This is a genomic window from Mycobacterium sp., from assembly GCF_039583805.1.
In the GTDB taxonomy this organism is placed as follows: domain Bacteria; phylum Actinomycetota; class Actinomycetes; order Mycobacteriales; family Mycobacteriaceae; genus Mycobacterium.
On sequence record NZ_JAVKSH010000065.1, the window covers coordinates 1 to 21,329 of the forward strand.

Genomic DNA, 21,329 nt, shown 5'->3' on the forward strand with positions numbered 1-21,329 from the left:
GCGCTGCTGATCGTGCCGAACCGCCGCATCCCCTTGTCGGCGGCGTACTGCATCATCTCGTCCACTGATATGCCGAAGGGCACCTGGTCCCCGTAGAGCGCGAAGCCTTCCTCGGTGACTTTCAGTGCCAGCGGAATGAGCTCGTTCATGCGTGTCTCGAAGACGGTCCAGTTGGCGTCGTCGGCGGCGATGTGGCGACGGCAGGTGAAGGTGCCCCACGCCATGTGGCGACGTTCGTCGTCACCGATGTGCCGGACCAGCTGCCGCATGCCGGGCAGGATGCCGCGCTCCACGCAGATCTTGTGCCACGCGTAGTAACCGGTCAGCGCCAACATGCCCTCGACGATGTGGTTGTAGGTCACCGACGCGCGGATCTGGCCGGCCGGCGACGGGTCGACCGTCAGAGCGTTCAGGCAGTCCGGAAGTTCTTCGTTGAACATCTGCCGGTAGGCGGGCAGTTCGTCGAGGTATCCGTGCAGGTCGTCGGCCATTCCGACGGCGTCCAGCCACATCCGGAACACCTGGGTGTGTTTGGCCTCCTCGAAGGCGAACTGGGTCAGATACATTTCGTCGCCCAGCCGGCCTTCGGCCCGCATCGCGGCCATGAACGGCTGGATGTCCTTGGTGACGGCTTCCTCGCCGGCGACGAACTCCGCGCACAGCCGGGTGGCGTAGTCGCGTTCGGAGTCGGTCAACGACTCCCAGTCCGCCCGGTCGCGGGAGAAGTCGATGTCGGCCGGGTCCCAGAACTTGGCGTTGCCGCCGGCGAACAGCTTGAGCGGCAGGCTGTTCCAGTTCAGCCCGCCCCCGGCCAGCGAGCCGTAGTGGGTGCGTGTCATGCGTTGACCTCCTTGCGATCAGGGTTCGGCAGTGCGGCGAATGCCGCCGCCAGCACGGTCACCAGCCGGCGCACGGCAAGTGCCGGCTGCTCGGGCGTGGGCTCGTCGAGCCCGAGGATCGGATCCATCCCGCGCACGTAGGGCGCCAGCGCCAGGTGCGGAAAGATCAGCAGCAGCAGCGACAGCAATGCGCCGGTGTCGCAATCCGCGCGCAGGTCGCCCCGCGCGTGCGCGTCGTGCACCAGCGGCCGCAGCACTTCCAGGTAGTGCCGGTGGATGACGGTCCGCACGCTGATGCGGGCGTCGGTGTCGACCTCCAGGCTCGCCGCGGCATGCAGCGACCGTTCACGCGGATGGTCGGCGAAGTAGGCGACCCAGGAGTCGAGCAGGTCGGTGACGAATTCGAAGAACGGCCTGCCCGGGTCCAGCTCGCGGATGCGGTCTTCCACGTAGTGCCGCACCCGCTGGCTGGCGACGTCGGCGATGAACGCGTACAGGTCGCGCTTGTCGGCGAAGTACTGGAACAAGCTGCCCTTGGCCACGCCGGCGCGCCGGGCGATGACGTTCAGGCTGCCTCGCGAGAAGCCGTGCGCCCCGAACTCGGCCTCGGCGGCTTCCACCACGGCTGCGCGGCGGGCCGCGTCGACGCGCGCCCACGTCACCGTTGGCACAGCGGCCCTCCTCACCTCGATGACCACTGGTCACTTTAGTGTGAGGGGCGTCACTCTGCAAGGGCTCGGCCCGCTGGTCGGCGGTTACGCGCGCACCGCAGACGCCGCTCTCAGGGGCGCATCCGGTAAGCGCCGTTCATCAGCAAAACGTGCTCTTTCCAGACCTCGTCGTAGCGGGCCGCGTCGGCGACGGGACGGCGGACCATCCGCATCGCCAGGCGCGACTGTTCGGCGGTGGCCGAGGGCTTGTCGTGCAGCTCGACGGCCGCGGCGTTGACGTCCCGGACGAACAGCCCGAAGATCTGGTCGACCAGCGCCTCCCCCACGCCGGAGAGTTGCGCCTCCTCCAGGACCAGCTGCGCGTAGGGCACCATCGCGAAGATCTGGCCCACCGCGAAGGCGAAGTCGACGTCCTTCTGCTGGGACGCATCCGGGGTGGCGGTGGTCAGCATCTCGGTCAGCACGTCGATCTGCTCGCGCAGCGCGGCGACGTTGGGCAGGTGGGCGTAGCGGTCGAACACCGGGCGCCAGTCGTGGAAGCGCACCTTGCCCAGCCCCCCGGTGGGTCCCTGGGCGAACAGGAACGAGTCGTCGGCCGCGTCGTCGCGGCGGCCGATGTGGGGCAGCTGCGCGTCCGGGTTGAACAGGTAGTTGGGCATGAACTTGCCGAGCAGCCCTACGTTGATGTGAACCGTGCCTTCCAGCCGGGGCAGCAGTCCGATCTCGCGGGACACCGTCTCGAAGAACATGTCCTTCTCCACGCCCTTGGCGGCGATGACGTCCCACAGGGCGGTCATGACGCGCTCACCGTCACTGGTGATCTTCGCCTTGGTCAGCGGGCTGTAGAGCAGGTAGCGCCGGTCCTCGGCGCCGGCGGAGCGCATGTAGTCGCCGGCTCGGGTGGCGACCAGCCTCATCGCGGCCAGCCGCAGATAGGCGTCGGTCAGCAGGCGCCGCACATGGCCGAAGTCGATGACCGCGGTCCCGTACAGGTAGCGGTTGGCGGCGTGCGTGACGGCCTCGTACATGGCGTGGGTGCACATGCCGACCGAGCCCCACCCGAGGTTGTACTTGCACACGTTGACCGTGTTCAGCGCGGCGTGGAACGCTTCGACGCCGTCATGCAGGATGTCGGCGGCGATGACGGGGTAGTCGTGCAGCGCGAAATTGGCGACGTAGTTCTGCGAGTTGACGACGTTCTTGATCAGCTCGAAACGGTCATGCTGGGAGTCGGCAACGAAGAACACGTACTCGTCGGTGCCCGCGATCCGGCCGAAGGTGGAGATCATCCGGGCCACGTTGGCGTTGCCGATGTAGTACTTCTGGCCGTTGGCAACCCAGCCGCCACCAGCGGCCGGCGTCAGGACCATGTCGGTGCGGTAGACGTCGGCGCCGTGGGACTGCTCGGACAGACCGAATGCGAAGACCTCACCGGCTTCCAGCTGATCGGCGGCTTTGCGTTTGGCCTCCTCGTTGGAGCTCATCCAGATCGGCCCCAGCCCCAGGGCCGTCACCTGGAAGGGGTACCAATAGCTCAGCCCGTAGAAACCCAGGATCTCGGCGAACTCGCTGAGCCGGTAGGTGTCCCAGCGGCAGTCGGCAGCCCCGTACACCGACGGCGTCATCAGGCTGGCGAAGATCCGCTCCTTGCCGATGAAGTCCAGGAAGTCGGAGTACCACAGGCGGTCGTGGTCGTCGGCCTTCAACCGCGCTTTTCCGCGGGACTCGAAGAACTCCACCGTCGCTCGCATGATCTGACCGGACCGGTCGTCCGGGTAGCGGCGGGTCAAATGGTTGGGATCGAGCAGAATCACGGTGACTCCCGACGGATGCGGACACGAACGAGCCCGAGCGTACGCGACCGAGGGCCGCTCGGTGGCGCCGATCGCGGGGTCAGGCCGCCCCGGGGGCGCCGTTCGCGCCGCTGCTGCCGATCAGCCCGCCATGGCCGCCGGCACCGCCGTCGCCGCCCGCGCCGCCCTGGTAACCGGCTCCGCCGTCCCCGCCGTCGCCGCCGTCGCCGATCAGCACTCCGCCGTTGCCGCCCGCGCCGCCGGCGTCGCCGGGCGCGCCCATGCCGCCCGCGCCGCCGTCGCCGATCAGCCCGGCCGACCCGCCGGGATACCCGACACCGCCGTCGAATCCGGCCACACCACCCGCGCCATCCCCGCCGTTGCCGAACAAGAATCCACCGTCGGTCATGTTGCCGAGAAACGCGAAACGACTGCCCAGCAGCGAGGAGTTGACCAGGCTCTCGGCGTTGGCCTCGACGCCGTTGCCGATCAGGTCGCGGCCCAACAAATATCCGAACGGTGTGTTGATCACACCGTCGACCGCCTCGCCGATCGGGTTGTTGATCCATCCCTGGGTGATCGCCTGCACCAGATCCACAAATAGCGTCTCGATCTGCGATCCCACACCGGCCAACGGATCCGGCAGTGCCGGCGCCGCCGCGGCGAGACCGTCGGCCACGTCACCGACGTCGGCTGCGGGAACGGCCGCCGAGCCGACCGCGTCAAACACCGGGTCGACCAGCAGATCCAGGATGTCGGCGCGCGCGGTCGGCGCCCACGGCGTCAGCGCCAGCGTCACAAAAACCGCGGCGGTGGCACCCAGACTCACCGCCCGAGCGTGAAGAGCCATCCGGGTTCCTCCGTCACGGTGCCTGACAGGTGAGCGTAATCGGTGCCGCGTACGCAAGGTGGGTCAGAACGGGTTGGTGTTGCATCGGAAGAAGTAAGGCAGGTCGTTCAGCGGTGCGGCGATGGCGACCTGCGACGGCCCGGTGTAGGAACCGGGGCTGTCCTGCCGCCTCCAGCAACCGGGGGGTATGTACACCGACCGCTGGGTGGCCCCGTTGGTGACGACCGGGGCGACAAGGACGTCGGGTCCCAGCAGCCATTCCTGGTCGGCCGCCCAGGCGCGCCCGTCGTCGGGTGCGACCAGCCACACCGGACGCGTGAGCGGAGTGCCACTGCTGTAGGCGTTGGCCCAGGTGGCGCCGATCAGCGGCGCGGCTCGCCGGCGGAGCTGCGCCAGCTGGGTGTAGGTGGTCAGGGCCCCGGCGCCGTAATACCAGGGCATCTGGGTACCGGCGAACTGATTGTTGTGGACCCGGAAGATCGGCGACAGCGCAGCCCATTCCGCCCACCGCAGGAACAGCTCTTTGTCGGTGGTACCGGTGAGCAGGTCTTCGTAGCCGCCGATGTCGGTGGTATAGCCGTAGGCCCCGGCCAGTCCGCGGTTGAGCATGTCCGAGGTCAGCGCCTGCAGGCCCGACCCCGGGGAATAGCCGGAGGTTTCGTCGCCGGGGAAGTTGCCGCCCTCGTAGCCAGTCGACCCGGTGTAACCCGAGCGGTTGTAGAACCAGATCTGCCGCCCCGGATGTGCTTGCTGGAAGGCGTCGACCGCCTCTCGGACCGCTTGCTGATAGAGCACCGGGTACTCGTTGTGCATGGTGGCCCCGGTCTGCCCGTTGGCGAAATGCATGTCGGGCAGGACCTGTTCGCCGAAGTCACTCATGAACCCGTCGGCCCCGGTGTTCAACGCCGCGGTCACGGTGCTTTCGAAATACGCTTTGCCGGCCGGGTTGGTGAAGTCGATCACCGCGGCTCTGCCGCCCAAGATCTTGGTGGGCGAGTCGAATATGTACGGCTGGCCCTTCGCGTTTGTCGCGACGAGCCCATGGGCCACGGCGTAGGTGAACTGTGCGGGGTCATTGGTTCCCAAGAGATCCGTGCTGACGTAGCCACGGATGTAGACCAGCACGTGAATGCCTTGCGCGTTGAACTGGCTGATCAGTTGGCTCAGCACGGCCGGATCCAGGATGTGCCAGGCCTCGATGCGGTAGCCGGTGATCGGCAACTTGTTGGCGACGATGACCGCCAAGTCGTTGCTGATGGTCGCCGCGTAGCTGGCGGCGTTCTGACCGCTGTTGATACGGCGGTCCAGCTGGGCGCCCAGCGCCCACGCCGGCGGGACGCGGTGGCGGCCGGTGACCGCGGTCAGCGTGCTGATCACCTGCCCGGGGTTACCCACCGCGACGTGGTAGTTCAGGTGGCTGGCGGCGGATTCGACCAGCCAGCCATCCGGGCGATCGGAGTCCAGGTGCCAGTCGGCGAGATCGGACTGGTTGAGCAGGAAGCCGTAGCCGGCCGTGGACACGAACTGCGGCTGCACGTAGTACTCGGCGTGCGGGCCGTTGGGAAACATGTACCGCCTGCCGCCGGACTGGAAGAACAGCAGCGAGGTCACCGGCTGCAGCGGACCGGTGCTGAAGTTCTCCTCCTGCACCCAGTTCGGGAACCGCGCGCCGTGCTGGTCCAGCCCGCTGTGCATGCCCCCGAACCCGGCGAAACGCTCACTGCGGGTGGACAAGAAGCTGTCCCCCATCGCGACGATCCCGGTGCTGCTGCTGGGGACCACCGCCACGTCCAGCAGGCCCGCATGTGTGGTGAGCGTCAACGCCAGCGTGCGACCCGACGGGTCGTCGGTGGACAGCGTCAGCGCCAGCCCATCGGGCACCTGACTCGACGAAATCACCCCGTTCGCCGCGTACTGCACCCCGCCGTTGGCCGCAAAGAAGAGGTTGCCCTCCCAGAACGTGGCGGGAAACGCGTTGGTGGACGTGCGGCCCACGGTGAAGGTGAACGGCGCATAGCGGTGCGGGAACGGCACGCCCGACGGGTTCACCCCCAGCGGCAGCGCCGGGACGTCCGTCGCCAACTGCGGCGCACCCGAGTAGGGCACTTGCGCCAGCACCGTCTGACCGGACGCGTTGAGCACCTGCATCGAAAACGGGGTCTGAGTGAACTGCACCGTGAACCCCGGACCGGTCAGGTTCACCTGCTGACTCGCCGGTATCGCCGCCGCGCGCGTCAGGCCGGCGGCCAATGTCACGGCGGCCAGGGTGGCGCTCACCGTGACAAGTGCCGTCCACCGCATTGGCCGCTCCGATGATCAACGTCGGGTAAACGTGCAATTTCCGGGAATATTCGCAGTCGATGATCACGCCGTAATCTCGACATGCGCACGGAATCGCTCCAAGAATGTGGCAGCAATGTAAAGCGTTATTGGCTTTGCCCCTTACCTTGGCGGCGCCGCAGTGCAGGACCCGTCGGCCGCGGGAGGGCGACATGTCGATCGAGCGTTCCGGGCGGTCGCACCGCGATCGCCGACCGGCGAACCCGCGGCACGTCCCCGGCCGACGAGCCCGCGGCGCACCGGAATCTGCGAGCCGCGACGCCGTCCGCCGATTTCGCCGACGGCAACGCCGTACCGCTCTAGCATCGGGTGCGTGTCACAGGTAAATACCGCGCGAGGACCGATCGAAACCGCCGACCTCGGCGTCACGTTGATGCACGAGCACGTGTTCATCATGACCACCGAGGTCACCCAGAACTATCCGGACGACTGGGGCGAGGAGGCCGCCCGCGAGGCCGACGCAATCAAGCGCCTCAACGAGCTGAAGGCCGCCGGGGTGGACACCATCGTCGACCTCACCGTGATCGGGCTGGGCCGCTACATCCCGCGGATCGCGCGGGTCGCGGCGGCCACCGGGCTGAACATCGTCGTCGCCACCGGCCTGTACACCTACAACGACGTGCCGTTCCGGTTCCACTACCAGGGACCGGGCACCATGCTGGACGGCCCGGAGATCATGACCGACATGTTCGTCCGCGACATCGAGCAGGGCATCGCCGACACCGGCGTCAAGGCCGCGATCCTCAAGTGCGCCACCGACGAGCCCGGTATCACGCCGGGTGTCGAGCGGGTGCTGCGCGCGGTCGCGCAGGCGCACAAGCGCACCGGGGTGCCCATCTCCACGCACACCCATGCCGGGCTGCGGCGCGGCCTCGAGCAACAGCGCATCTTCGCCGAGGAGGGCGTGGACCTGTCCCGGGTGGTGATCGGCCACTCCGGCGATTCCACCGACATCGGTTACCTGGAGGAACTCATCGCCGCGGGCTCCTACCTCGGGATGGACCGATTCGGCATCGACCTGATCCTGCCGTTCGAGGACCGGGTGAACACGGTGGCCCGGATGTGCGAACGCGGGCACGCCGACAAGATGGTGCTCTCGCACGACGCCAACTGCTACTTCGACGCGCTGCCCGAAGAGCTCATGCCGGTGGCCGCGCCCAACTGGCATTACCTGCACATCCACCACGACGTCATCCCCGCGCTGAAGCAGCGCGGCGTCACCGACGAGCAGCTGCGCACCATGCTGGTGGACAACCCGCGCCGCATCTTCGAACGCCGCGGCGGCTACGAGTGAGCCGGCCTGCGCCGGTACTGTCCATCGGCGCCCAGATCTCCGCGCTGGCCGAGCGCGCCCCCGACGAACCAGCCGTCACCTGCGACGGGCAGACGCTGACCCGAGCCGAACTCGACCTGTCCACCAACCGATTGGCGCGCGCCTACGCCGAGCGAGGCGTCGGCACAGGCGATTACGTGACGATCACGCTGCCCAATTCCGTGGAGTGGGTGCAGGCCGCGGTGGCGTGCTGGAAGCTGGGAGCGGTGCCGCAGCCGCTGTCGCCCCGACTGCCGGACACCGAATTCGAGAGCCTGCTCAAGCTGCGACGACGGGCGCTGCTGGTCGGCCGGGCGGATCCGAATGGTGAAATACCAAGTGTACCAGAAGGTTTCATCCCAGATCGGGGCGTGTCCGCTGCCCCGCTACCGGAAGCGGTCTCGCCGTCCTGGAAGGCGCTGGCATCCGGCGGCAGCACCGGCCGGCCCAAACTCATCGAAGCCGGCGGAGACAGCCGGATACCGCCCGAGGGCGGTTACGTCCTGGGCGCCCGGGGCGGCGACACCACGTTGGTTCCGGTGCCGCTAAGCCACAACACCGGATTCAGCACCGCGGTGATCGCGCTGCTGATGAGCCATCATCTGGTGCTGATGAGCCGGTTCGAGCCCCACGAGTTCCTTCGGCTGGTCACCGATCACCGGGTCACCTTCCTGACGACGGTGCCGACGATCATGCAGCGGCTGCTGCCGGTCTACCGCGCCAACCCCGACGCCTATGACCTGTCCTCTATCCGGCGGTTCTGGCACCTGGGGGCGCCGTGCCCGCCGGCGGTCAAGCGGGCGTGGATCGATCTACTCGGACCGCAGAAAGTGTGGGAACTGTACGGCGGCACCGAACTTCAAGCACTGACGTTCATCTCCGGTGACCAGTGGCTGACCCACCCCGGTTCGGTCGGCGTGGTGGTGGCCGGCGAGATGAAAGTGCTCGACGACGACGGCCGGCAGTGCCCGCCGGGCGTGGTCGGCGAGATATACCTGCGGCCGAGCCCGGGTACCCCGCCGACCTACCGCTACATCGGCCTCACCCCCACGACGCGCGACGGTTGGGACTCCCTGGGCGATCTGGGCTATTTCGACGACGACGGCTACCTGTATCTGTCGGATCGCCGCGTCGACATGTTCACCGCCGGTGGCCGCAACGTGTACCCGGCCGAGATCGAGAACGCGTTGTCAGAGCACCCGGATGTGTTGTCGTGTCTGGTGGTCGGGGTGCCGCACGAGGATCTCGGGCAGGTGCCGCATGCGTTGGTGCAGGCGGCGTCGACGCTGGACGAGCAGACGGTGCAGGCGTTCTTGCGGCAGCGCGTCGCCGCCTACAAGGTGCCGCGCAGCGTCGAATTCGTCGACACACCGCTGCGCGACGACGCCGGCAAGGCGCGCCGCTCGGCGGTGCGCGCCGAGGTTATCGCGCGACTACGTGCTGAGGCCCGGCAGTGATAACTCCGGGAGAACGCCGTCCCTTCGAGATTCCCAGCGCCGCAACGCTTCCCGGCAGGGTGATTCGACGAGGCCGTAGCTGACCGCGGCGATCGCGACGGTGAAGACCAGCGTCAGCACCAGCACTGCGGGCAGATGACCGTTGAACGCGAACACGCCGAGGACCGGGAACGCCATCGCCAGCGCCGCCAGGTGCCAGATGAAGATCCCGTAGGACCAACGGCCCAGCGTCACCATCAGGGCAGCGCCCAGCAGCCGGTGCCCGGTGCCGGACCGGTCCAACACCAACGGCGCCACCAACGCGAACGCCACCACCGCGCCCATCGCGGTCTTCACCGCGAACTGATCCGGGGTGCTCGGCGTCAGCCCGGCGGGGCCGGCCGGCGGCGAGGCGGCCACCAGGTAGGCCGCCACCGCGACGACGGCCATCGGGATCCGTCGCCGCGCAAGCCGATGCGGCAACCCGATCGGGCTGTGCACCCATTCCGCCAGCAGCATGCCGGCGGCGAACCAGGAGAAGAACGCCGGCGGCCAGTTCAACGGGTTGAGCCCGGCCGGCGCGTGGATCGGCAGCCAGCCCCACAGCCAGCTGGCCGCGCCGAGACCGGCGATCGCCGGGATCCGGGCGCGGACCGGCAGCCGGGCCGCCAGCAGGGCCAGCAACGGCAACGCAAGATAGAAGGTGACCTCCACCGACAGGCTCCACATCTGGGTCAACCCGGCGGTCAGCGTCAACGGCACATAGACCTGGGTCAGCGACAGGTTCGCCAGCCACACCACGAGGCTGGCGTGCCGGGCGTCGGGCAGCAGGCTCAGGATCACCACCACGGCCGCCACGTAGGCCGGCACGATGCGAACCACCCGTGACCTCAGGTAGTGGCCGGTCGACGGGCCGGGCCGCGGGCCGCGCGCGGCGGCGGCGTGTCCGCGCCACAACAGGAATCCCGACAACGCGAAGAACACCGCGACGGCCAGGTCGAACCGGCCGAACAACCGGCCGTCGGCGCCGCCGGAGTGACCGGTCTGAAACGCCACGTGGGTGACGACGACGCCGATGGCCGCGCAGGCCCGCAGGCCCTCGACCGCGGGCAGGAAGCTGCGGGTCCCTCCCACCTGCGCAGGCTGCGTCATGTCCGACAGTCTGCACCCGGGGGCGACCCGGCAACGTCGGCACCACCGGTGTGCGCGCCGCACCCGGTCCTGATCCAGGCCGCAGCGGTCAATGCTGCTGTTAGGGTCAGACGGGCTTTGGTCGCCGCGGTCGGGGCGGTCCCGGACCGGAAGGAGGTCACGGCAACGTGAACCGAGCTGTCATGTTGCGGATGGCCGCGTGCGGAATCATGGGACTCGGCGCCGCCCTGCTCATCGCCGCGTTGCTGTTGTGGACGTACACCACCAGCAGGATCACCAAGATTCCGCTGGACCTCGACACCACCCTGATCAGCGACGGCAGCGGGAACGCACTCGACCCCGCGTCGCTGTCCACTCAACATCTCGTCGTCGACAACGATGTGCCGCTGATTTCCCAGCAGCAGATCAGCGTCGAGTCGCCGACCAACGCCGAGGTGGTGACGCTGCAGGTCGGCAGCTCGGTCCGGCGCGCCGACCAACAGAAGGACACCGGCCTGCTGCTCGCGCTCGTCGACACCGTGACCCTCAACCGGAAAACCGCGATGGCGGTCTCCGACGACACCCATCCCGGCGGCGCCGTCCAGAAGCCACGCACCGTCAACGACGAGAACCCGGCCACCAACGTCGCGGTGCCGCACGACGGACTCGCCTACCGGTTCCCGTTCCACACCGAAAAGCGGACCTACCCGTATTTCGACCCGATCGCGCAGAAGGCCTTCGACGCCAATTACACCGGGGAAGAGGACGTCAACGGCCTGACCACCTACCGCTTCGCCCAGAACGTCGGCTACAGCGATGACGGCAAGCTGGCCGATCCGGTGAAATACCCGTCGCTGTACGCCAACGACGAGGACGGCAAGGTCACCGCGACGGCTGCGGGGTGGGGTGTGGAAGGCGAACCCGACGAGAAGATCACGATGACCCGCTACTACGCGGCTCAACGCACCTTCTGGGTGGATCCGGTGTCGGGCACCATCGTCAAGCAGGACGAGCATGCCAACCACTACTTCGCGCGGGATCCGCTGAAACCGGAAGTAGCGGTTGCCGACTACCAGGTCGCATCCACCGAGGAGACCATCGAGGCTCAGGTCAACGCCGCCCGCAACGAGCGTGACCGGCTGGCGTTGTGGTCCCGCGTGCTGCCCATCACCTTCGCCGCGACCGGTATGGTCGCGTTCATCAGCGGGATTCTGCTGGGTGCGTTCGGCCTGCGCACCGAGGCCGCGCTGCTCGACCCCGGCCTGGACACTGCCGGCCACGGTTTCTTCGTTCGCGGCGCATCGCCGCGCGAGCCGCTGCCCGGCGCCGAAGCCGAGACCGAGAAGCTGCCCGCATCGCCCCGTGACCGACGCCCCGAGCCCGGCGCGGGTCCGTCGGACGCGGGCCCGCCACGTCAGTCCTGACCGGGCGGTGTCGCGCAGGGACTGGCTCATGCCGGCGTACGCGCTGGCGCTGGCGCTGGCGGTGGCGGCGCCGCTGCTGGGCCCGGGGTATCTGCTGCTGCGCGACGCGGTGTCGACGCCGCGGTCCTTTCTGTCCGACACCGCTCTCGGCCTGACCTCGGCACCCCGCGCCACGCCGCAGGATTTCGCGGTGGCGCTGGCCTCGCACGTCGTGGACGGCGGTGTCGTGGTGAAGGTGCTGCTGGTCGTCGGTCTGTGGCTGGCGGGCTGGGGCGCGGCGCGACTGGTCGCCCTGGTGCTGCCGCGATCCCGGCGCAGCGGCCAGGTCGTGGCAACCACCCTGGCGATCTGGAATCCTTATGTCGCTGAACGGCTGCTGCAGGGGCATTGGAGTCTGCTGGTCGGCTACGGCTGCCTGCCCTGGGTTGCCGCGGCCGTGCTGGGGTTGCGGTCGGGAACGGGCCGGATGCGGTTTTTCGGGCTGGCGTTGTGGATCGCGGCGGCCGGATTGACGCCGACCGGGTTGCTGCTGGCCGCGACGGTGGGCCTGGTCTGCGTTGGGGCACCCGGAGCGGGCGTACGGCGCGGGTGGTGCGCCGCGGGTGTGGTGGTTTGCGCGGTCGCGGGGGCGCTGCCGTGGCTGACGGCCTGGGCGCTGGGCTGCTCTTCTTCATTAGGGCAGGCCGGTGCGGTCGGCGCGTTCGCCGCGCGTGCCGAACCGGGCCTGGGCACGCTGGGCAGCCTGGCCGGCCTCGGCGGAATCTGGAACGGACAGGCGGCACCCCCTTCGCGGACAACGCTTTTCGCGGTGCTGTCGACGGCGGTGTTGCTCGGCGTGGTGGCTCTCGGGCTGCCCGCAGCGGTGCGACGTCCGGCAGCGGTGCCGCTGCTCGTGCTGGCTGCGGTGTCGGTGCTGGTGCCCGCGGCGGCGGCCACCGGGCCGGGGCTGGACGCGCTGCGCACAGTGGTCGAGGCCGTGCCCGGGCTGGGCGTCGTGCGCGACGGGCAGAAGTGGGTGGCGCTGGCGATGCCCGGCTACGCGGTGGCCGGTGCGGGCGCGGTGCTGACGTTGCGGCGGTGGCTGCGGCCCGCGGCGACCGCGGCGGTCTGCTGCGCCGCACTGATCCTGGCCCTGCCCGATCCGGCCTGGGGGGTGTGGGGCAGGGTCGAGCCGGCGCACTACCCCGCCGGGTGGACCGCGGTGGCGGCGATGATCAACGAGAATCCCGGGTCGGTCGCGGTGCTGCCCGCCGGCACGATGCGGCGGTTCGGTTGGTCGGGTCCGGCTCCGGTGGTCGACCCTCTCCCGCGGTGGTTGCGCGCCGACGTGCTGACCACCGGTGACCTGACCGTTTCCGGGGTGACGATTCCCGGTGAGGGTACCCGGGCCCGGGCGGTGCAAGGGTTGCTGCTGGCAGGTGCCGAACCTGTCGCGCTGGCCCACGCAGGCGTGACGTGGCTGGTTGTCGAATCCGGCACCCCCGGCGATATCGGTTCCGCCGCAAAGACATTGACTCCGCTACCTGCGGTCTACCGGGACGGCGGGTTGACACTGTACCGAATCGGCGGCCACACCAACGGCGCCCCGGCCGACCGGCGGTTGGCGGTACTGGTCGCGCACCTGGTGTGGTTGGCGCTGCTGACCGGCGGGGCCCTCGGGACTTCGGTCAGCGCCTGGCGCCACCATGTGCGTGGCGGCCCGTGCCACGACGCCGAGAACTGAGCGCCACAGCGAGCCGACCGGTGTCATGCAGCGCAACCGCGGATCAGGTGGCGCAGAAGACGACTCCGCCCGCGTCTTGCCGGCGAGCCGCGGCCGGGTCGCGGCCGGCTCGCCGCGGCACGTCCCCGTTTTGATACCCTACAGGGTATCGTTGACCATGCGGACACGATCGCACGACCACGCATTCACGGCCACTTCCGCGTGCAGGCCGCCTCATCTGCCCGGCAATGCGCCTGCCGCTCCGGCCGACGCCCGAATACGACGAAGCGCGAATACGACGAAGGAGCAGCTACGTGGCCGACATCGATCTCGGTCCCGAACCGGTGAGCCCGCTTCCCCGGGTGCACGCAGCGGGCGCGTTCGCACGGCCCTACGAGGCAATCCGCACCCACGTTCATGCGCGGCGGCGGGAAATCGCCCCGGGCGTGATCACTGGCATTTTGTCCGCCGACGAATGTGACAGGCCGCTGCCGAACCCAAGCGATGACGTGGCCCTGCTCAACCCAGCGTTCACTGCCGCGAAACGTGCCGGATTCGTTGTCCCGCAACGGCCTTACCAGGGGCCACCCGTCAGCGCTGGGTGGGGACGCTGATGTGCCACGCAGTCAGGTGCCCCACCTGCGGGAAGACGACGTGGTCCGGATGCGGCGCGCACGTCGAGCAAGTCCGCGCGACCATACCGGAATCACAGTGGTGCGGCGGACACCCCAGCCCGCCCAGGCGGCCCTGGTGGCGGCGTTCGTGACCCCTCGCGGACACTACGGCGGCGGGCCGGTTCAGCTGTTGTGAGCCGCAGGCGCACGCGGTGCCGACATCCCGGCGCCGGCGTCGCGGCCGATGGGGGCTTCGACGCGCGGGCGCTTCACCATGTGCGGGCAGTGCAACTCTAAGGCGGGGCGCTCGGCGCAAACGAAGGGCGCGGACCGGTCGACCGGGATTAACCGGTGATCAAGTCGCCGATGCCGCTGCGGTGTTGGCGGCGGCATCGGCGAATTCGCAAAACGCCTCGTAGGCGCGCGCGCCGTAGATGGTGGCCGGTCCGCCATGCATGAATATGGCCACGCCGATGGCTTCGGCCGCTTCCTCCTTGGAAGCTCCGGCGCGGGCGGCCCCGCGGGTGTGCGAGGCGATGCAGCCGTCGCACCCGGCCACCACGCCGATTGCCACGGCGATGAGCTCTTTGACTTTCGTGTCCAACGCGCCCGGCGTCAGCGCGGCGGAACTCATTTCGGCGAATCCCCGGTAGACGTCGGGGATCATCTGGCGCAGCGCGCGATGCTGCGGATTGAGGTCGTTGAGTACGTCGTGGTAGTGGTTGCGTTCGCTCATACCTCAAGACAATACCAATACCCGTATGGGTATTCCAGTGATGTGTGCCGCGGTCGCCGACAGGTGCCCGGCAGCCCGCTCGCGGGTCAGGCGTGCCCGCTGAAGATGATCCGCAGCATCTTGAGGTTGATCCGGGCGAAACGCCAGAACTGGACGACGAGGTTCTGGCGCATCCGCAGCGTGGTGCGGGTCGGCAGCGGAGCGTCAGCGATGCTTGCGGCGGTTCGGATGTCGGCCTCCGAGTAGATGCCCTCGTCGTCCATGGGTGCGCCTTTCTTTCCGGGATTCATTCCGGGATCAACCACCACAACGGCTTCGCCTTGGCCTTGTAGATGAACATGTGGTGCAGCAGAGCCTTGATCCAGTGGCCGGCCAGGCCCAGTTCGCCGAACGTTCCGGCGATGTCGCGGCCCGTCTGCGGGTACTTCACCCAGTCGGGGACAACCGGGTACATCGTCATCGATGCGGCCGAGCCTGCCCGGAAACCACCACCGGCGGACGCGACGCACGCGGCCCCCATGGTCGCCATGGAGGCGCGGTGGGCGGCGGCTTCGGGGTTCTTGATGCGGTCGCGGATGGTCTCGGCGACGGTCTTGGCCATGACACCCGACGGCATGCCAGTACGCGGGGGACTTGGGCTGATGACCGTCCCGTTGGCACTCTTGCGCGGCCTGGAGATCGGGTGCGGCGGCGCGAACGCGATACCCGGCGCGAAGATGTTCGGGTAGGCGACGGATTCGTAGGTGTGCGGCCAGTCCTCGGCAGACCATTGTTCGTAGGGCTTGCCCGAGTAGTCGGCGTCGACTTTGAGAAAGCCTGAAGGCGCGAAGAGCACCGAGGTGATGTCGTTGCCGCCTTTGTCGTAGGCGGTGAGATCGGCGCCCCTAAACGGCGGCAGCAGCATCGCGAAGTCGAAGTCCAAGACGTGATCGTTACCGTCCAGCTGCTCGTAGCGCAGCTTGCCTGCCGTCACCTCCTGCACGTGGGCCTGCGTGATGGCCTTGACGCCGCGCTCGCGGAACAGCGACTCGGTCCACATCCGGCTGGACTGCAGGAAGCCTTTGTCGACGAAGCGCATGCCGTCGACGCCGAAGTCGCCGAGTTCGTACTCGTTGGTGAGATAGAAGATTTCAGCGAGGTCGCGAACCCCGGCCGCGCGCAGCACCTGCTCGACGTTGAAGGTGTACTCGAACGCCGCGCCCTCGCAGGTGGCGGTCCCGTGCCCGACGCCGACGACCAGACGCTGCTTTTGGCCGGCCTTCAGCTTGGCGATGACCTGATCGAGCGCCTTGGCCGTCTCGGCAGCGTGGGCGGCGGTGCACACCGACCACGAGTGGCCGCCGTCGGGCCCGAGGCCGGGCGTGGCCGCGAAGTTCAGCTGCGGGCCGGTGGCGTTGATGAGGTAGTCATAGGCCAGGGTGCCGCTCTGGCCGCGATGCTCCTCGTCGGTGTAGGTCAAGTCCACCGACGGCGACGACTGCTCGCCGGTGCCCTCAGGACGAATCGCGGTAGCCCGCGCCTGGTGGAATACGATGCCCTTGCGCTGGTAGATCGGCTTGAGGGGAATCAGAACTTTCGTCGGCTCCATCCGGCCCACGCCGACCCAAATGTTCGACGGTATCCAGTTCCAGTCGGCATTCGGCGAGACGACGACGATTTCATGCTTGTGCGGCAGCCATCGGCGCAGGTGCAGCGCGGCGGTGTGTCCGGCGATCCCGGCGCCGAGAATAACGACTCGTGCCATTGCCCCTCCTCGTTGAGACGACTGGTTGTCGGGTGATGGCGGCGTACGCAATCCTATACCCACGCGGGTATATCGAACCACACGGAGAGCGCGGTGCGGTTTTCCATCCGCGTCCTCGCCCAGCAGGGCGACAGGCCAGCCGACGCGGTCCGACAGGGCGACGCAGGTAGTCGGCCGGGCGGGCCCCAGGCGTTGCGGCCGTCAGAACCGGCGCCGGCGCTCAAGTTCGGGCATCCTCCGGTATCGTGGTGATACCGGTAGGGGTATCGCGTGACAGATATGCTTGGCTGCGGCATACCCCTGGGGGTAACATGAGGTAGCCGGACAAGCTAGGAGGGCTTCAGTGATCGGTGACAACGACAGCATGGCCGCGGTGCTCAACCGGTTGCGGCGCGCCCAGGGCCAACTCGCCGGAGTGATCGCGATGATCGAACAGGGCCGCGACTGCAAGGACGTCGTGACCCAACTCGCGGCGGTGTCCCGCGCCCTTGACCGGGCCGGGTTCAAGATCGTCGCATCCGGTCTGCGGGACTGCATCAGCGGCAGCGGCGCGAACGGAGCAACACCGCTGACGGAGCCCGAACTCGAAAAGTTGTTCCTGGCTCTGGCGTAAGCGCACGGGTGCGGACAAGTCCCGTCGTCAAGACCCGTGACACCAACGACGTATGACATCAATGACATCAAGGAGGCTTCACCATGGCACTGGGACTGACCACGACACTGCACACCTCGTTCGCCGACGCCGTCGAGCAGACCACGCATGCTCTGGCCGATCAGGGCTTCGGCGTACTGACCAGGATCGACGTCAAAGCCACGCTGAAACAAAAACTCGGGGAGGACATGGAGGACTACCTGATCCTCGGCGCCTGCAACCCGGCCCTGGCGCACCGCGCCCTTGACGTGGACCGCCAGATCGGCCAGTTGCTGCCGTGCAACGTCGTGGTCCGGTCCGACCCGGCCGCCCCGGGCGAGAAGATCCTGGTCGAGGCGATGGACCCGCAGATCATGGTCCGGGTTATCGACGAGCCTGGTCTGCGCGACGTCGCCGACCAGGCCGCCGCCAAGCTGCAAGCCGCCATCAGCGCACTGGAGCAGACGGCGGTGGCGCGGTAGCGCCGGACCACCCGGCGATCGGTGGAGCTACACCACACCGCTGACGCGGTCACCGGCCCGCACCGCCTCCAGCACGACGCGCATCGCCTCGGCGCTTTGCCGCCAGGAGAATTCGGCGCTGCGCGCGGCGGCCTTCGCGCCGAGTTGGTCACGCAGCACCGGATCCGCCAGCAGCTGCCGGAGCCGGTCCACCAGCTCGGCGTGATCGTCGACGAGGACGCCGGTGACGCCGTCGATGACCGAGTCGGTCAAACCGCCGGCGGATCGGTAGCCGACGGTGGGGACCCCGTGCTGGGCGGCCTCGACGACCGCCAGACCCCACCCCTCCTTGCGCGACGGCAGCACATGCACCCAAGACTGTTGCAGCACATGGTGTTTGGCCACGTCGTCGATGTGGCCGTGGAACGTCACCGCGTCACCGACGCCGAGCCGGGCTGCATGCGCGACCAGCCGCTGCTGCCACCACCCGCCACCGACGATATCGAGATGCAGCTCGGGCAGCCGCGGCCGCAGCATCGCGACCGCGTCGAGCGCGTCCTCGATGTGTTTGTGCGGCACCAGCCGCGACAACACCACCACTCGTGGCGTGGCCGCTCGTGGACCGCACAGTGACGTCGTCGGCGCCTCGTCGAGACCGTTGCGCACCACGGCGATTCGTTCGTGATCCACGCCGAGAGCCACCAGGTCGCGCGCGGACGGCAGCGACACCGTCACATACTGGTTGCGCCGGTGCACGCGCGGGGACAGCCGCGACTCGACAAGCCAGCCGAGCCCGCCAATCACCCGACCGGCCACCGGCCACTGCTCGCGGTGACAATGATGCACCAGCACCGCCACCCGCCGGCCGTAGAGCAGCCGGGCCAGAAAAGGCAAGCCGTTCTGGGTGTCGACCACCACGTCCGGACGCACCCGCCGCAGCGGCCCCAGCCCCAGCCGGGCCGCCGCCATCGCCAGCAACGCCCAGACATACACCGTGTACCGTCCGCCGGCACGGCTGATCCGCACCCCGTCGAGCATCTCGCGGCGCGGCGCGCCGGGATAGCGCGCGGTGCGCAGCGTCACGGCGATGCCCTCGGCGGCCAGCCGCGCGCCGATACGCTGCAGATACGTTTCGCTGCCGCCACCCTGCGGGTGCCCGGTGTCGCGCCAGCACAGCAGCAGCACCGCGCCGAGAGCGCCGGACCGCTGGCCCGTGGGCTCACTATGCGCGGCGAACATCGCCGCTCAGCCTAACGTGGGCGCCATGGCCGCCACCGACGTCTTCGCCCGGCGGGCCACTCTCGGCCGCTCGCTGCGGCTGCTGTCGGCGGTCCGCCACGAGCAGACCGACCCGGCCCGGTTCTATCGCATGCTGGCCGCCGACACCGCGGCGATGGTCGGCGACCTGTGGCGCAGCACCGGTGGCGGCGCGCCGGCGGGCCGCACCCTGCTCGACGTCGGCGGCGGTCCCGGATATTTCGCGAGCGCGTTCGCCGATGCCGGCATCCGCTACATCGGGGTCGAGCCGGACCCGGACGAGATGCACGCGGCGGGGCCGGCACCCGCCGGCACGGCGAGCGCGTTCGTGCGGGCGTCGGGGATGGCGTTGCCGTTCGCCGACGACTGTGTCGACATCTGCCTGTCCTCGAATGTCGCCGAGCACGTGCCGCGGCCGTGGCAGCTAGGCGGCGAGATGCTGCGGGTGACGCGGCCCGGCGGGCTGGCGGTGCTGTCCTACACCGTGTGGCTGGGGCCGTTCGGTGGCCACGAGATGGGCCTGAGCCACTATCTGGGCGGGGAGCGGGCCGCCGCCCGCTACGCCCGCAAACACGGCCACCCGGCGAAGAACGACTACGGGTCGTCGCTCTTCGCCGTCTCGGCGGCCGACGGGCTGAACTGGGCCGCGAGCACCGGCGCGCTGGTCGCCGCGTTCCCCCGCTACCACCCGCGATGGGCGTGGCGGGTGACGTCGGTGCCGCTGCTGCGGGAGTTTTTGGTGAGCAATCTGGTCTTGGTGCTGCGTGCTTGACCGGAGGACGAAGCCACTTGACTGGAACCTGTTCTCGTTTCGCGCAGCGCTGGGTAGGGTGACGTCCATGATCACCAGTCAGACCACCGAATACGACACGCTGTTCATCGGCGGCACGTGGACCCGGCCGTCGACCTCCGACGTCATCGAGGTGCACTGCCCGGCCACCGGCGAGTACGTCGGCAAGGTGCCGATGGCGGCGCCCGCCGACGTCGACGCCGCGGTCGCCGCGGCCCGTGCGGCATTCGACGACGGCCCGTGGCCGTCGACCCCGCCGAAGGAGCGCGCGGCCGTCATCGCCAACGCGGCCAAGTTACTGGAGGAGCGCAAGGAGCTGTTCGTCAAGCTGCTCGCCGACGAGACCGGTCAGCCGCCGCTGACCATCGAAACGATGCACTGGATGGGGTCGATGGGGGCGTTGAACTTCTTCGCCGGCCCCGCCGTCGACCAGGTCAGGTGGCGGGAGATCCGCACCGGTTCCTACGGGCAGACCATCGTCCACCGTGAGCCGGTCGGCGTGGTCGGCGCGATCGTGGCGTGGAACGTGCCGCTGTTCCTGGCGGTCAACAAGCTGGGCCCGGCGCTGCTGGCCGGTTGTACGGTGGTGCTCAAGCCGGCCGCCGAAACGCCGCTCACCGCAAACGCTTTGGCCGAGGTGTTCGCCGAGGCGGGCCTGCCCGAGGGTGTGCTGTCGGTGGTGCCCGGCGGCGTCGAGACCGGACAGGCGCTCACGTCCAACCCGGACATCGACATGTTCACCTTCACCGGCAGCTCAGCCGTCGGCAAGGAGGTCGGGCGGCGCGCCGCCGAGATGCTCAAGCCGTGCACCCTGGAACTCGGCGGCAAGTCGGCGGCCATCGTCCTCGAGGATGTCGACCTGGCCGCCGCGGTCCCGATGATGGTGTTCTCCGGGATCATGAACACCGGTCAGGCCTGCGTGGGCCAGACCCGCATCCTGGCGCCCCGCTCCAGGTACGACGAAATCGTCGACGCGGTCAGCACTTTCGTGCAGGCGCTGCCGGTGGGGCTGCCGTCAGACCCGGCCGCCCAGGTCGGGCCGCTGATCAGTGAGAAGCAACGCACCCGCGTCGAGGGCTACATCGGAAAGGGCGTCGAGGAGGGGGCGCGGCTGGTGTGCGGCGGCGGCCGCCCCGAGGGTCTGGAGGACGGATTCTTCGTCCAGCCCACCGTTTTCGCCGACGTGGACAACACGATGACGATCGCCCGCGAGGAGATCTTCGGGCCGGTGCTGAGCATCATTGCCTACGACACCGAGGAGGACGCGATCACGATCGCCAACGATTCGGTGTACGGCCTGGCCGGCAGCGTGTGGACCACCAACGTGCCCCGCGGCATCGAGATCTCGGAGAAGATCCGCGCCGGAACGTATGCGATCAACTGGTACGCGTTTGATCCGTGCTGCCCGTTCGGCGGCTACAAGAACTCCGGCATCGGCCGCGAGAACGGGCCGGAGGGTGTCGAGCACTTCACCCAGCAGAAGAGCGTGCTGATGCCGATGGGCTACACCGTCGAGAGTTAGCGTCCCTCGGCTCGAGCGTGAGGCTAACTTCACATTCGAGATCGGAGGTGAAGCCAGCTTCACGTTGGCGGCCTAG

At 68.7% G+C, this 21,329-nt stretch carries 19 protein-coding genes; 9 read left to right on the top strand and 10 right to left on the bottom strand.

Annotation, left to right across the window (positions count from 1 at the left end):
• The 5 genes from ABDW21_RS10430 to ABDW21_RS10450 all read right to left on the bottom strand — a co-directional run.
• On the bottom strand, window positions 1–839 hold an 839-nt coding region (locus tag ABDW21_RS10430; RefSeq protein ID WP_343710423.1), incomplete at its 3' end, for a R2-like ligand-binding oxidase.
• Window positions 836–1,510, bottom strand: coding sequence for a TetR/AcrR family transcriptional regulator (locus tag ABDW21_RS10435; protein ID WP_343710424.1), 675 nt, complete (start codon window positions 1,508–1,510; stop codon window positions 836–838). The genes ABDW21_RS10430 and ABDW21_RS10435, both read right to left, overlap by 4 nt.
• A 110-nt stretch (window positions 1,511–1,620) precedes the next feature.
• Window positions 1,621–3,321 carry an acyl-CoA dehydrogenase family protein gene (locus ABDW21_RS10440; protein ID WP_343710432.1) on the bottom strand — a complete coding sequence of 567 codons (1,701 nt, stop codon included), beginning with the start codon at window positions 3,319–3,321 and terminating at the stop codon, window positions 1,621–1,623.
• Between the two features lie 82 nt (window positions 3,322–3,403).
• Complete coding sequence (locus ABDW21_RS10445; RefSeq protein ID WP_343710425.1) at window positions 3,404–4,153, bottom strand: PE family protein; 750 nt, start codon at window positions 4,151–4,153, stop codon at window positions 3,404–3,406.
• Between the two features lie 63 nt (window positions 4,154–4,216).
• Window positions 4,217–6,430 (bottom strand): TIM-barrel domain-containing protein, encoded by a 2,214-nt coding sequence (locus ABDW21_RS10450; RefSeq protein WP_343710426.1) that lies wholly within the window; start codon window positions 6,428–6,430, stop codon window positions 4,217–4,219.
• A gap of 376 nt (window positions 6,431–6,806) precedes the next feature.
• Here ABDW21_RS10450 and ABDW21_RS10455 point away from each other — a divergent pair, with 376 nt between their 5' ends.
• Together ABDW21_RS10455 and ABDW21_RS10460 are read left to right on the top strand one after the other, a co-directional pair.
• A complete protein-coding gene (locus tag ABDW21_RS10455; protein ID WP_343710427.1) occupies window positions 6,807–7,787 on the top strand; it encodes a phosphotriesterase-related protein in 981 nt (326 codons plus the stop codon).
• Window positions 7,784–9,262, top strand: coding sequence for an AMP-binding protein (locus tag ABDW21_RS10460; RefSeq protein WP_343710428.1), 1,479 nt, complete (start codon window positions 7,784–7,786; stop codon window positions 9,260–9,262). Before ABDW21_RS10455 ends, ABDW21_RS10460 begins: the two co-directional genes overlap by 4 nt.
• On the opposite strand, the gene ABDW21_RS10465 is transcribed toward ABDW21_RS10460, so the two are convergent.
• Window positions 9,239–10,393 (bottom strand): acyltransferase, encoded by a 1,155-nt coding sequence (locus ABDW21_RS10465; protein ID WP_343602239.1) that lies wholly within the window; start codon window positions 10,391–10,393, stop codon window positions 9,239–9,241. The genes ABDW21_RS10460 and ABDW21_RS10465 overlap by 24 nt on opposite strands.
• 167 nt (window positions 10,394–10,560) lie before the next feature.
• Between ABDW21_RS10465 and ABDW21_RS10470 the strand changes: the two genes are divergently transcribed.
• From ABDW21_RS10470 to ABDW21_RS10480, 3 genes are all read left to right on the top strand, one after another.
• Complete coding sequence (locus ABDW21_RS10470; RefSeq protein ID WP_343602238.1) at window positions 10,561–11,796, top strand: DUF3068 domain-containing protein; 1,236 nt, start codon at window positions 10,561–10,563, stop codon at window positions 11,794–11,796.
• Window positions 11,797–11,824: 28 nt separating this feature from the next.
• Window positions 11,825–13,519: a hypothetical protein gene (locus ABDW21_RS10475; protein ID WP_343710429.1), complete on the top strand. Its 1,695-nt coding sequence runs from the start codon at window positions 11,825–11,827 to the stop codon at window positions 13,517–13,519.
• 293 nt (window positions 13,520–13,812) lie between these two features.
• Window positions 13,813–14,112 carry a hypothetical protein gene (locus ABDW21_RS10480; protein ID WP_343710430.1) on the top strand — a complete coding sequence of 100 codons (300 nt, stop codon included), beginning with the start codon at window positions 13,813–13,815 and terminating at the stop codon, window positions 14,110–14,112.
• A 355-nt stretch (window positions 14,113–14,467) separates the two neighbouring features.
• Here the strand turns inward: ABDW21_RS10480 and ABDW21_RS10485 are convergent, their stop codons facing one another.
• The 3 genes from ABDW21_RS10485 to ABDW21_RS10495 all read right to left on the bottom strand — a co-directional run bounded on the left by ABDW21_RS10485 (window position 14,468) and on the right by ABDW21_RS10495 (window position 16,592).
• The gene (locus ABDW21_RS10485) at window positions 14,468–14,848 is read right to left on the bottom strand and encodes a carboxymuconolactone decarboxylase family protein (RefSeq protein ID WP_343602942.1); all 381 of its coding nucleotides are present in this window, start codon (window positions 14,846–14,848) and stop codon (window positions 14,468–14,470) included.
• An 86-nt stretch (window positions 14,849–14,934) separates the two neighbouring features.
• Window positions 14,935–15,111, bottom strand: a complete 177-nt coding sequence (locus ABDW21_RS10490) for a hypothetical protein (protein ID WP_343602940.1) — start codon at window positions 15,109–15,111, stop codon at window positions 14,935–14,937.
• Window positions 15,112–15,134: 23 nt separating this feature from the next.
• Window positions 15,135–16,592, bottom strand: a complete 1,458-nt coding sequence (locus tag ABDW21_RS10495) for an FAD/NAD(P)-binding oxidoreductase (RefSeq protein WP_343602938.1) — start codon at window positions 16,590–16,592, stop codon at window positions 15,135–15,137.
• A gap of 343 nt (window positions 16,593–16,935) precedes the next feature.
• Here ABDW21_RS10495 and ABDW21_RS10500 point away from each other — a divergent pair, with 343 nt between their 5' ends.
• Together ABDW21_RS10500 and ABDW21_RS10505 are read left to right on the top strand one after the other, a co-directional pair.
• Window positions 16,936–17,205 carry a metal-sensitive transcriptional regulator gene (locus ABDW21_RS10500; RefSeq protein ID WP_343602937.1) on the top strand — a complete coding sequence of 90 codons (270 nt, stop codon included), beginning with the start codon at window positions 16,936–16,938 and terminating at the stop codon, window positions 17,203–17,205.
• Window positions 17,206–17,288: 83 nt separating this feature from the next.
• Window positions 17,289–17,705 (top strand): DUF302 domain-containing protein, encoded by a 417-nt coding sequence (locus ABDW21_RS10505; protein ID WP_343602936.1) that lies wholly within the window; start codon window positions 17,289–17,291, stop codon window positions 17,703–17,705.
• 27 nt (window positions 17,706–17,732) lie between these two features.
• Here the strand turns inward: ABDW21_RS10505 and ABDW21_RS10510 are convergent, their stop codons facing one another.
• On the bottom strand, window positions 17,733–18,923 hold the full coding sequence (locus tag ABDW21_RS10510; protein ID WP_343602935.1) for a glycosyltransferase family 4 protein: 1,191 nt from the start codon (window positions 18,921–18,923) through the stop codon (window positions 17,733–17,735).
• 25 nt (window positions 18,924–18,948) lie between these two features.
• On the opposite strand from ABDW21_RS10510, the gene ABDW21_RS10515 reads away from it, so the two are divergent.
• Together ABDW21_RS10515 and ABDW21_RS10520 are read left to right on the top strand one after the other, a co-directional pair.
• Entirely contained in the window at window positions 18,949–19,713 is a 765-nt protein-coding gene (locus ABDW21_RS10515; RefSeq protein ID WP_343710431.1) for a class I SAM-dependent methyltransferase, read from the top strand.
• Between the two features lie 70 nt (window positions 19,714–19,783).
• Window positions 19,784–21,253 (top strand): aldehyde dehydrogenase, encoded by a 1,470-nt coding sequence (locus tag ABDW21_RS10520; protein WP_343602944.1) that lies wholly within the window; start codon window positions 19,784–19,786, stop codon window positions 21,251–21,253.
• Window positions 21,254–21,329 lie beyond the last annotated feature (76 nt).